The organism is Microcoleus sp. CAWBG27, from assembly GCF_020883145.1.
Taxonomy (GTDB): domain Bacteria; phylum Cyanobacteriota; class Cyanobacteriia; order Cyanobacteriales; family Microcoleaceae; genus Microcoleus.
This window is the reverse complement of sequence record NZ_JAHREU010000005.1, coordinates 1-12,449: the sequence shown is the minus strand read 5'-3', so window position 1 is coordinate 12,449 and position 12,449 is coordinate 1. Positions and strand designations below refer to the sequence as shown.

At 44.5% G+C, this 12,449-nt stretch carries 9 protein-coding genes and 1 pseudogene; 5 read left to right on the top strand and 5 right to left on the bottom strand.

Annotated features, from left to right (window positions below; all coding sequences use genetic code 11):
• Window positions 1-304: 304 nt before the first annotated feature.
• Entirely contained in the window at window positions 305-1,546 is a 1,242-nt protein-coding gene (locus QZ938_RS04510) for an HhoA/HhoB/HtrA family serine endopeptidase (protein WP_293348644.1), read from the bottom strand.
• A 346-nt stretch (window positions 1,547-1,892) separates the two neighbouring features.
• On the opposite strand from QZ938_RS04510, the gene dnaA reads away from it, so the two are divergent.
• Complete coding sequence (gene dnaA / locus QZ938_RS04505) at window positions 1,893-3,263, top strand: chromosomal replication initiator protein DnaA (RefSeq protein WP_293348674.1); 1,371 nt, start codon at window positions 1,893-1,895, stop codon at window positions 3,261-3,263.
• Between the two features lie 176 nt (window positions 3,264-3,439).
• On the opposite strand, the gene QZ938_RS04500 is transcribed toward dnaA, so the two are convergent.
• A complete protein-coding gene (locus tag QZ938_RS04500; protein WP_293348647.1) occupies window positions 3,440-4,165 on the bottom strand; it encodes a glutamine amidotransferase in 726 nt (241 codons plus the stop codon).
• A gap of 2 nt (window positions 4,166-4,167) precedes the next feature.
• The gene (locus QZ938_RS04495; RefSeq protein WP_293348650.1) at window positions 4,168-5,118 is read right to left on the bottom strand and encodes a diiron oxygenase; all 951 of its coding nucleotides are present in this window, start codon (window positions 5,116-5,118) and stop codon (window positions 4,168-4,170) included.
• Window positions 5,119-5,673: 555 nt separating this feature from the next.
• Between QZ938_RS04495 and QZ938_RS04490 the strand changes: the two genes are divergently transcribed.
• The 3 genes and pseudogenes from QZ938_RS04490 (at window position 5,674) to QZ938_RS04480 (ending at window position 8,466) form a co-directional block, all read left to right on the top strand.
• The gene (locus QZ938_RS04490; protein WP_293348653.1) at window positions 5,674-6,309 is read left to right on the top strand and encodes an MOSC domain-containing protein; all 636 of its coding nucleotides are present in this window, start codon (window positions 5,674-5,676) and stop codon (window positions 6,307-6,309) included.
• A gap of 320 nt (window positions 6,310-6,629) precedes the next feature.
• Window positions 6,630-6,782: pseudogene (locus QZ938_RS04485) on the top strand (IS1 family transposase); the annotation flags it as partial.
• 259 nt (window positions 6,783-7,041) lie between these two features.
• Window positions 7,042-8,466 carry a PLP-dependent aminotransferase family protein gene (locus QZ938_RS04480; protein WP_293348656.1) on the top strand — a complete coding sequence of 475 codons (1,425 nt, stop codon included), beginning with the start codon at window positions 7,042-7,044 and terminating at the stop codon, window positions 8,464-8,466.
• Between the two features lie 227 nt (window positions 8,467-8,693).
• Here QZ938_RS04480 and QZ938_RS04475 read toward each other — a convergent pair whose 3' ends face one another.
• On the bottom strand, window positions 8,694-8,984 hold the full coding sequence (locus QZ938_RS04475; protein WP_293348659.1) for a hypothetical protein: 291 nt from the start codon (window positions 8,982-8,984) through the stop codon (window positions 8,694-8,696).
• Between the two features lie 217 nt (window positions 8,985-9,201).
• On the opposite strand from QZ938_RS04475, the gene dnaN reads away from it, so the two are divergent.
• Complete coding sequence (gene dnaN, locus QZ938_RS04470) at window positions 9,202-10,341, top strand: DNA polymerase III subunit beta (RefSeq protein ID WP_293348662.1); 1,140 nt, start codon at window positions 9,202-9,204, stop codon at window positions 10,339-10,341.
• A 154-nt stretch (window positions 10,342-10,495) separates the two neighbouring features.
• Here the strand turns inward: dnaN and QZ938_RS04465 are convergent, their stop codons facing one another.
• Window positions 10,496-11,956, bottom strand: a complete 1,461-nt coding sequence (locus QZ938_RS04465) for an ATP-binding protein (protein WP_293153699.1) — start codon at window positions 11,954-11,956, stop codon at window positions 10,496-10,498.
• Window positions 11,957-12,449 lie beyond the last annotated feature (493 nt).

Below are 12,449 nucleotides of genomic sequence, written 5' to 3'. Positions count from 1 at the left end.
ACAAAGAAGGACTGAAGTCCTTACTACGAACCTTATCAAGAAGGACTGAAGTCCTTACTACGAACCTTATCAAGAAGGACTTAAGTCCTTACTACGAACCTTATCAATAAGGACTTAAGTCCTTACTACGAACCTTATCAAGAAGGACTGAAGTCCTTACTACGAACCTTATCAAAGAAGGACTTAAGTCCTTACTACGAACCTTATCAAAGAAGGACTTAAGTCCTTACTACGAACCTTATAAAGAAGGACTTAAGTCCTTACTTGGAACGGTTGGTTAATTTAACTGTTGACTGTCAACAATTTACTGAACTTTTTGAACAGGTAAACTCCCCGGCTTAACACTCAAATTAACTATTTGCCCGTTGCGGTTAATTTCCATTTGCAAATTGCCGCCAACTTTGGCATTTTGCACGAACTCCTGAACAGCTTCCGACTGAATAATCGGCTGATTGTTAATCTTTTGAATCACATCTCCAGCCCGCAAACCTGCGGCGGCTGCGGGAGAGTTAGGAACCACACTCACAATCGCCACACCCCGATCGACTGCAACTCGCAGATTGCTGTTAGCATTGCTGTTAATTTGCTGCTTCACCTCTGGAGTCAGTGTCGCCATTTCAATGCCTAAATAAGCGTGTTCGACTTTCCCCGTCGAAATCAGTTCCTTCGCCACCTCTTGCGCCGCCTGAATCGGAATCGCAAACCCCAATCCTTGAGCACCTTGAATAATCGCCGTATTCATCCCGATAACTTCCCCCGAAGCATTCAGCAGCGGCCCGCCGGAATTCCCCGGATTGATTGCAGCGTCTGTTTGAATAAAACCAATGCGCTTGTCGGGTACGCCCACCTCGGTACTCGATCGCCCTGTAGCGCTAATTATCCCCGCTGTCACCGAATTGTCCAAACCCAAAGGATTGCCGATCGCGATCGCCCATTCCCCAGACAGCAGTTTATCAGAATTGCCGATCGTCACCACAGGCACATCATTCGCCTCAATCTTCACCACAGCAACATCCGTCACCTTATCCGCCCCCAACACCCGCCCCTGATAGCTGCGGCCGTCCTTGAGGGTGACATTTACTGTATCTGCGCCCTCCACAACGTGAGCGTTAGTGAGAATCACGCCGTCAGTCCCGATCGCAAAACCAGAACCAGTACCCCGTTCGATTCCGCCCCGCCCGCCCGAATTTGGTTGTCCGCCAAAAAAATCCTCCGGCGAAATCCCTCTATTTCCTGGTTTCACCTTGCGCGAAGCATCGATCCGCACCACAGCCGGGCCCACTTTGGCCACCGCAGCCACAATAAAATTCACATTAGCCGAATCCCCCGACAAGGGAACAGACGGCAAGACTTTGCTAGCTTGAGGCTTCGTACTAGCAGGCACTTGCAATCTCGGTTGCAGGGTTGTTTGTCCCGCATCCCCCGAATTTGCACGCAATTGAGAAACCGACAGCCGATCGCCCAACATGGCGGCTGCGGCTCCCGTTACCAGCAGCAATATGTAAATTGCCGGTTGCTTCCAAAATTTGCCAGTAGAACTCTTCATCGCTACGTTTTAAGGCTTTCGGGCCAAATTTAAATACTTGCCTAGCAGCTCTTTGATACCTGCTATATCCACAGAGCCACAAACAAAATTTTTGGGCGATCGGTAGACTTTTATAAACTGTAACATTCGGCTTCTCATTTTGGATTTTCGATTGAGAGCTGTCACAGGTCAACTGTCAGCTAAGAGGGCAGGCCCGCACCATCCACTGCCCCTACAACGAACTGTCAACTGTCAACTGTCAACTGTCAACTGTCAACTGTCGGTCTAGCTTCCCAACCACCAACTCGACTAAACTGAAATGTCTGGACTAGAGAATCTCTTGAATGCCGATCGGCAGAGGAAAGCAGTGGACATTACGCTCGAAAGTCTGTGGAATCAGATACTTGAACGTCTCCAGGTACAACTTAGCAGACCTAGCTTTGAGACGTGGATCAAAACTGCCACGGCCGAACAACTCGAAAATAACTGTTTGATCGTCAGCACCCCCAACCCCTTTGCTCGCAATTGGTTGCAAAAATACTACGTCAAAACCATCGCCGACGCAGTTGAAGAAATTCTCGGCTATCCCGTAGAAATCTACTTGACAATTGCCGGTGGTACCGAAACAGGTGGCAGCAACGACTCCGCCATGATTTGGCCATCCCCGATCGCCGATAGCCCCGAAAGCCACTCGCTACACCCCCCTAAACCTGCCCATTTAAACCCCAAATACGTATTTTCCCGCTTTGTCGTCGGTTCCAACAACCGCATGGCCCATGCAGCAGCCCTCGCAGTAGCCGAGTCTCCGGGCCGAGAATTCAATCCCCTATTTTTGTGCGGCGGCGTTGGTTTGGGCAAAACTCATCTAATGCAGGCGATCGGTCATTATCGCTTAGAAATCGACCCCAGCGCCAAAGTTTTTTACGTTTCAACTGAAAAATTCACCAACGATTTAATCGCAGCCATTCGCAAAGATAGTATGCAAACTTTCCGCGATCACTATCGCGCAGCCGATGTTTTATTAATAGATGACATCCAATTTATAGAAGGCAAAGAATACACCCAAGAAGAGTTTTTCCACACTTTTAATACATTGCACGAAGCCGGGAATCAAGTGGTTTTAGCTTCCGATCGCCCGCCGCAGCAGATTCCCCGCCTGCAAGAGCGCTTGTGTTCCAGATTTTCGATGGGATTAATTGCCGATATTCAATTGCCAGACTTGGAAACACGCATGGCAATTTTGCAGAAAAAAGCCGAATATGAAAACATGAGGCTGCCGCGAGATGTCATAGAATACATTGCTTCTAGTTACACTTCCAACGTTCGGGAATTAGAAGGTGCTTTAATTCGAGCCGTAGCATATCTTTCTATTACCGGTTTGCCGATGACTGTGGAGAATATCACTCCGATTTTGAACCCGCAAACTGAAACCGTAGAGGCGACACCCGATGCAGTCATTGCAGTTGTGGCTGAGGTGTTTGATGTTTCTGTGGAAGACTTGAAAGGTGTTTCCCGCAGGCGAGAAATTAGCTTTGCCCGTCAAATCGGGATGTATTTAATTCGGCAGCATACCGATTTGAGTTTGCCGAAGGTTGGCGAAGTTTTCGGCGGCAAGGATCACACGACTGTGCTTTACAGTTGCGACAAAATTGCTCAGTTGCGGAATACCGATCCGACTTTAGCCCAAACTTTGCGTCAATTGAGCGATCGAATTAACGCTGTCAGCCGCAAAACTTGAGAAGAAAGAAGAAATAAGGCTTGACACAGATTCGGACGGGTGCATCTCAATGAGTGCAAATATACTCGTAGGGGCGAAGCACCTGACGGCAGTAAATCTCTCATTCTCACTAATAAATTGTGTGCCGGAATGCTTCGCCCTTCCAAAATATAGATGCACCCAAGGCTATTCTATTATTACAATTTTACAGCCTGTGGTAAAGACGCTAACCAATCTTCCCAGAACTTCGCTGCTTGAACTGATAAATGTCCAGCATAACGAATCGTATCCTCTCGAAGTTTAGCGACTGTGAGATCGGGCGTTGCTCCAATTTCACACGCATGACCAATGAACCACCGTTCTAGTCCTTGAGCTGTGACTTCTGGATGAAACTGCAACGCCAATCCTCCTTTTTTCCATGAAAAAGCTTGGTTTTGATAGATCGCGCTAGCCGCTAAATGAGTGCTATCAGCAGGCAAATCGAAGGTATCTCCATGCCAGTGGAGAACGGCTGTTTTATCCCCTGCTAAGTAAGCGAGTGGTGTTTGCTGACCTGCTAGACTCAAGTTTAGAGGAGACCATCCAATCTCTTTTTGCGCTCCAGGATAAACCTTCGCTCCTAAAGCACGAGCCATCAACTGTGCTCCTAAGCAAATTCCTAGCGTAGGCAAATCGTTAGCCAGACGATATTCTAATAGACGTAACTCATCAATTAGAAACGGATAATCCTGCTCATCGTAAGCTCCAATTGGGCCTCCCAGAATTATCAGCAGACTTGTGTTGCGATCGATCTGAGTCAAATCATCCAATCCAGCTTCTAAATATCTGACTGTGTAGTTTTGCTGATTCAATACTTCAGCTAAACTTCCCAGATCCTCAAAGGCAATATGTCTAATGACAGTGGCGTGTTTCAAAGTAGTCATCCTTAAATCAATTCGTAATCTGCGAAAACTTGCTCAATTGTACGATCGTCCAACACTCCAGCGGCGGCAAACATTTTTAAGGTTGGATTGGCAGCTTGTCGAACAAATTTAGCAATTTGGCTGGGTACGTAAACCTCTTCTAGAATTCCTTCCGAATCCTTTGCATTAAAGCCTAAGCACCTCAGAATACTGTATTCGAGTTGGCGATCGGGAGCCAGAAATGCCCAGATAAGTTGTGGTAGCAATTTTCCCATTTCCTCTTGCTCATAGGATGCAAGGCTTTGCCAAAGGATGGGGAACAAGCCACGAAAATAAACGCTGTGCAACGCTTCGTCAGCCGCATGATCGCCGATAACCGCACGGACAATGGGAGCAACTTGAGGATCGTGGGGAACATAGTTAAGAACCTTTGTCACCAGAGTTTCTGAGATTGTGACAAAAAACAGTTGAATGAGATGGGGCGACAGCCGAGTTTGATGTTCAGCAATAATTTTCTCGATGATGCGATCGAAGTGTGGACGACCAATAACCGATCGATCGAGTCCGAATGCCTCCTCCACCTGAGTTGAAAATAATTCAACAAAGAGAGCGTGTCCTCCTTCATCGCAATAAATTCGCAGAGCATCATTGCGCTGAAGCGTGCTTAAAAAAATGGGTGCATTTCCTTGAGCCAGACTGCTGCAAACAGGATTGACATGACTCAATTCCAACAAAGTTGTGAATTGTAAATGGGCAAGGAGTCGATAAGCTAGAACCGTTACCCGATGAGTTGAATCTGACGCAATGGCAGGATGATCGGCTAACGGGACGAGATCGGGAGAAAAGGGTAAACCTTCAATGTTACCTTCCCGAAGAGGTTTGTTCCGTATCCAACTTGATTCATTCCATCGGCCCAAAGGGCTTTTGTAGTTTTCCTGAAAGATAGATGCACCTAGCTTGTTCACTGTCATCATGAAAAAGTTCCTTGACATTAAGGGAAACAACGTTACAGACAATCAATGTTTACAATTCCTAATCAACTCCGTTTCATTAGTAACAAACATTTACTACTATATATGATGTGGCGTCATTGGAGCTAACTAATGCTCCAATTAAAGATATTTTGAGTGTACCATTGCTGGAATATTTCGTCTTGTATGATTTCTAACGAAAAAGGATACTAAAAATCTAGCGATACCAATCCTAGTATCAACACAACGCCCAAATATATGGTGCTTTGTATGGGCAAACCCTCTAGTGGTTACTATCCATAGGATGCTTACCCTTAGTCCTAAAAGTTTCGTTGAAAGTTCGAGATTTATTAAGTAGTCCGAACTGTACTTTTGCCCTTTGTGGCAAATTGGTACACAAAAAATATCCAAGATTGGCTCATTACATAAGTCCATTACTTAGGTATGATGGCATCCATTGCACAAATTTTTCTTATGAGTTTGATAGATACGCCCTATTTAGTTTCAATTCAAGTGGGTTTGCCTAGAAACCTAGGGACAGAAAGTGCTCTTAATCCAATGGATCGTCCTTGGTTTACTGGATTTTTTAAAGAGCCGATCGATCGCTCTGTATGGCTAGGGAAAACGAATTTAGATGGTGATGGACAAGCAGATTTACTCCATCATGGCGGATCTGAAAAAGCCGTACTTGCCTACGCGACTGAACATTATCGCGAATGGCAACGGCAATTAATGCTTCCAGAGTTAGGCTATGGAGCATTTGGAGAAAACTTCACAATCGTTGGACAAACAGAGTCGTCAGTCTGCATTGGTGATACCTATGAAATTGGTGATGCTTTAGTTCAAGTTTCTCAACCCCGTCAGCCATGCTGGAAATTGTCGCGACGATGGCGTATTAAAGACCTCGCGTTGCAGGTGCAAAAAAACGGTCGGACAGGCTGGTATTTTCGGGTTTTACAAGAAGGATATGTAGCACCAAACCAAGTTGTCACTTTAGTCGATCGCCCTTATCCACAATGGACGATCGCCCGTGCTAATGAAATCATGCATCAACAGCTCAAAGATCGCGAACTGGCCGCCTCCCTAGCTATATGTCCACTGCTGGCTCCCAACTGGCAACACACCTTAGCAAATCGAGCCAATCGAGGCATCAATCCCGATTCTAAACCTCGGTTGATTGGTGAAAATGAATAGGTGAATTTAGAGGATTAAACCATATGGTAGTAATAAATATGTAGTGAATTTTAATTACTGTAATTGAATTCATAGGATATTTTTATAACTCACACAATCAATTTTTGTGACTTTAATATTTTTTTGCGCGCTCGAATGTAGATTTAGTTACACTTAGGCTATCATAAGTGACTATTACTTCCATCCTTGATATCTACCAACACTTATGGAATTCTCTACCTCCTGTATATCGACAATGTGCTGTTTGCTATACGGATTTTTGGGGCGCATATGCTTGTATTTTTCCAAGCAAACGCCATCAGCCAGTTGGTAAAGACAGTGGAAAAACTAATCACATTTAAAGATTTAATAATACTTTGCGCCAACGTGTTTCTCGTTTAGTAAGAAAGACTCTTTCATTTTCTAAAAATTTAGAGAACCATATTAGTGATATTTGGTATTTCATCCATCATTACAACTATATTTTGAGCTAATAAAATCTAATCACTACATATTTATTACTACCAATCTCTGGTTATCACTAATAAATTATCTGTCGGAATGCTTCGCCCTTAAAAAATACCAGATGCACCCGATCATTATCAAGAACTGGCTCTCCGATCAGTTCCACAATAAAGCTGATTAAACTCATATGGAGGCGCGAATTATTAATTTCCTCCGTCCAGGGAACTCTGTGCTAGATTAATTGGTCTAATGTCACGATCTAATTAGTGGCTATTTTTATGTACCAATATGCTGCATATCGATTTAGATAAAACCTCTAAACATCTTCCGTATTACCTACAAATATTGGAGCAGATTCGCAATGCGATCGCCTCTGGTACACTAACTGCTAATACACCGCTACCTCCCAGTCGTCAATTGGCGATCGAATTGGGAATTGCTCGTCGAACAGTTGTTCTAGCGTATGAAGAACTGTGTGCACAAGGGTACTGCACAGGCAAAGTAGGACATGGTACTGTCGTTACTCAAATTCCAGTCTTACAACCAGAAGACAAGATTCGCAACACACAGGGATTCCCCAAGTGGCTATTAACTGAAGCCTCCTATACCTTTCAAGCAGACGATCGGGATACAGACAAAATCTGCTTCACACCAAGCCTTGCTCAAGTCGATCGCCTACCACTCAAGACTATGCAGCAAACATTGAATCAGATGATTCGCCAAGCTATTCCTGAATTGAGTCATTACAAGAAAGATAATGGAGATTTAGAACTCATTCAGGCACTCTGTCAACAGGTTCTACCAACGCGAGGTATTCAAGCTGAACCGAATCAAGTTTTAATTACTCATGGATCGCAGCATTCCTCTTCTCTCTTGAGTATCTTGGTTGCGCCTTATGGTGGCAGCATTAGCTATGGGACTCCCGGTTATCTAACTATTCCTCAAAATTTCATCACGCGAGGTATGAAAGGAATTGCTTGTCCCGTAGATTCGGAAGGAGTTCGCTTAACTGAGGATGCCTATTCTGCTCGAATCCACTACGTGATGCCCGAACATCATTTTCCTCAAGGTGTAACTCTGTCGCCCAGTCGTCGATCGGCTTTGTTGCAACTAGCTGAAGTACAGGATGCCCTGATCGTTGAAGATGATTACGATAGTGAGTTTTATTACGATCGGCATCCATTACCTGCATTAAAAGCTGGAGATTTGGGAGGACGAGTCGTTTACATGGGCACTTTTTCCAAGCTATTGTTTAATAGTTTACGACTAGGGTATATTGTGGCTCATCCAGAAATTATTCGGCGCCTAGTTGATATTCGGTGGCAGTTGGATGGTGGGACGAGTTTAGTCTTGCAACGTTGGGTCGCGAAACTGTTAGAATCTGGAGCAGTGGAACGTCACCTGCGACGGATGCGAATTCATTATCGTCAGAAACGAGACTCTATCGCTACGTATTTACGAGAGTTGTTTCCAGAGTGGAGTTGGCAACTCCCTGGTGGTGGTATGCAGTTTTGGATTAAGCTTCCACCTAATCAGCCCGCAGACGAGATTGTGGATCTCGCAGCAGAACGAGGAGTGGGTTTGTGCTCAGGGGCAGCTTATTTTGAGCCTGATACAAAAGAGGCAAATTGTTATTTGGTGCTTGGATATGGCGCAGTTACAGAATCTGAAATTCATCAAGCATTCAATATACTTAAAGGTTTGAGGCATTGATGGTAAACAATGATGTCCTCACTAGAATTAGCTGGATGCTTAAGTAGGGAGGCGACTTTTTTGTTAAACAGATTCTATGATATCGAGGTTTGGCGACTGTAATATCAGGCGTTGCTTCAATTTCAAATATATCTCGGCTGAATAAGCTGTTTCGCATCTAAATTGTATTTTTCGGGCGGGCTTTCTGGCCCACCCCACAGAACTTTTTTTAAACTTGACTATACAATTTAAATGCACTTCAGCTTGTCTTGCTCGAATGTAACGATCGCCAATTGTAGGGAAACGCTACACCGTCGTCTCCTGACTGTGGGTAATCTCAAATCCGGTGGCATCGGATTTGAGATTAGCTGTGGAAAAACCTGTGGACAAATCACCGTAAGTTTGTGGAAAATATCACGGATGCTTTTAACCTGGACATTCTTCGATATCATCGACACCCTAAACATCCTCAACTCTCTGGCTGAAAAAAGTTTTTGAGGATCGAGGGGCGGGCGATCGACTTTTTCCAGCTTTTCCACAAGTTTTCCACAGGCAAAAAGCAACTACAAGCCTTTTCAGACAAGCATTTAATTTTGTTTTCCACAGTTTGCACAGAGCGAACCCCAGAAAAATAATTCAACAAATTAAAAATGAATCTGGTGCTGTGTGTACACCTACACACAGAAAAACCGAGCCACCTACTTTCTGTGATACGATTTGTTTCTATCTCAAATCCGGTTAATTAACCTTCATCTCATGAAATTGGTTTGCACCCAAAGTGACCTCAACGCCAACCTCTCGTTGGTAAGTCGGGCCGTTCCCTCCCGCCCGACACATCCCGTACTAGCCAACGTGCTCTTAGTAGCGGATGAGGAAAATCAGCGGGTTAGCTTAACAGCTTTCGATCTCAGTTTGGGTATTCGCACCAGCTTTGCAGCAGAAGTGACTGGTGGCGGTAGTTTTACCATACCCGCGAAATTGCTCAACGATATAGTTTCCAGACTCCCAAATGGAGAGATTACTTTAGAAGACGAAGCCGGAGATACCGTCGCTTGTCTCACTTGCAGCTCTGGCAGCTATCAAGTCAGAGGCATGGGCCCCGAAGAATTCCCAGAATTGCCGGCAATCGAAGCAGGAACAGTCCTGAAATTGCCACCCGAAGCCCTGATAGAAGGACTCAAAGGAACTTTATTTGCTACTAGCCCCGACGAAGCAAAACAGGTACTGGCAGGCGTGCATTTAAAGGTACTGAAAGATTGCCTAGAATTTGCAGCTACAGACGGCCACAGATTGGCAGTAGTTCAAACTGCCAACGAAAAAGCAGAAGGTGAAGAAACCGAAGAAGAATTTGAGGTGACTGTACCCGCTAAAGCATTGCGGGAAGTAGAAAGAATGCTGGTGATGCGACAGTGGACTGAACCAGTCACCCTACATTTTGAACACGGTCAAGTAGTGTTTGAATGGGCCGAGCAGCGCCTGACAACCCGCACCTTGGAAGGGCAATATCCCGCCTACCGACAGTTGATTCCGCCCTCTTTTGAGCGGCAAATTACTCTTGAGCGGCGATCGCTCTTAGCAGCAGTCGAAAGAATTGCAGTGTTTGCCGACCAAAAAAATAATATCCTCAAATGTAGCATCGACGAGGAAAATCAGGAAATCACTTTGTCAGTAGACGCCAAAGATGTCGGCTGCGGTAAAGAGTCAATGGCGGCACAGATTTCGGGAGAAAGCATAGATATTGCTTTCAACGTGAAATACTTAGTTGACATTTTGAAAACGGCTCAATCTCCCGAAATTCAACTGCAATTAAATGGTGCTCTTGCCCCTGTAATTTTTCAGCCTTTGGGCGGAGTCAATGCCACATTCTTAGTAATGCCTGTTCAGCTTCGACCTTAATTGCTCGAAGAAGGTACGTTGTTGCGCTTCAGCGCTCTATATGAAAGAGCGCTGAAGCGCAACAACATACCATTTATTCTTTTTAGGTACGTAGTTGCGCTTCAGCGCTCTTTCCGGTATCACAAGAGCGCTGAAGCGCAACAACGTACCTTATTTAAATTAATGGCAACAAGATCTCAAATTCCGTACCAGTACCGGGCGTTGAATGCAAATTCAACTTACCTTTATGCTTCTCCGTAACAATTTGATGAGTAATTGCCAACCCCAAACCAGTACCTTTCCCCGCTGGTTTAGTAGTGAAAAATGTCTCAAAAATCCGCCGCTGAATTTCGGGCGCAATTCCCGGCCCGTTATCGGCAATTCTGATCGCTATCCAAGCATTATTGGGATTTTTTCCCGCTGCTTCTGGGCTGAAGTCTCCATTTGGGCTGGCGGACGATAGCAATTTTGCATTTTGTCGTAGCTTGCGGGGCCCGACGCCATCGCCCAAAACATAATTTTGGATTAATTCTGAACTTACGCAGTCTCCGTCAGCACTGTTTATTACCTCAGTTTGAATAGTAATCGCAGGCACAAAACCTTTTGTTCCTTTTAGATCTTCCAAGGCGTCCATCGCATTGCTGACAATATTCATAAATACCTGGCTCAACTGACCAGAATAACACTTCACCAAAGGTAAATTTCCATAGGTTTTAACTACCTTAAAACCGTATTTGAGACGGTTTTTCATAATTAGTAGCGTACTGTCAATACACTCGTGGATATTAGATTCTTTCAAGTGGGTTTCGTCCATGTGAGAGAAGGTGTGCAGGCTGGTGACAAGTTCCGTCAGTCTCTCGGATGAAACCTTCATACTTTTGAGTATTTCCGCCCAATCTTCTTGTAAAAAATCAAATTCTATGTCTTCTTTGAGTTCGTCAATTTGTGCGCTAGGGCCGACAATTTGTTCGTAAGCAGTCAGCAATTGCAAGATGTCTTTTGAGTAGTTTGATAAAAAACCGAGATTTCCGCTGATGCAGGTGACGGGGTTTCTAATTTCGTGGGCAACTCCAGCAACCATCTGCCCCAAACTGGCTAGTTTTTCGGTTTGAATTAGTTGAGATTGAGTTTGCTGTCTCAGTAATTTTGTTGCTAGTTCGTGAATATTAGATTGGGCTACTAGCAGTTCGTGTACGTCTACCAAACTATAATTTTGAGGCGACACTTGAACGACAATTGGTTCATAAAGCAGTTCTTTAGATCGCAGCAGCGACTTCCGGGCTGCATCCACGATTAAAGTATTGCTGGGGAAAATTAAAGTCTCAGTTTGGGCAAAGCGGTACAAAGCCCTCACAGGTCGCTTTAAAAATAATTCTCGCCCAAAAGGACGGCTGAGAAATTCTAAAAATCTCCGCCGGGAAATCATCCCCGCAAATTCACCTCGATCGGTTAAAATGACTCCCGGTAATAGCGGATTAGCTTCTAACATCTGGGAAATTTGTATTCCCAAATCCGTAGCTTCTACGTTAAAAGCGTAAAGCGACAATTCCACGAGAGTAGAGTCTAAAGAAAGTTCTCCTAAGTCAGCCTGGGAGAGGGGTGGGGCTGGTCTTTCTATGCACGAGGTATTTAACATAAATTCATCAGTACGCTTTTTTGGGGTTCTATTTGCCAACAGATATTTAGCCAGCAAAGCTCAGTCGATGAGTAGCTGAGTGCTTTCGCCGACATTCTTCTGGCAAACGGAATTTTCAATTACATAAAAAACTTAGGGTGGCAAATGAGATTTTACCACTTTAAGTATTAGGCAAGTTCGAGTATGACCGAGATAGATGCGCCCTGGCAATTATGCCTGACTTTATTTTATATTGACTTTAGGAATATTGACGCTTGGTCGGAGTATTTAACTATTAATTAACCTTGGGTTGAAATCTTAACCTGTTGTTAACAGTAACCCGCTCTAGCAATCCTCGCATCATTTAAAGCTCCCGGTTGCCCGCATAGATAGGGTGCATCTCACTTTGGCGAAGGTGTCAAAAAAGAGTTAAAATGAAAAAGCTAGTAAAATCCTCAAATAAAGATGAGGCAAATAAAATGACACCATCAGACCAACAAAAGCTAAAAAGCCA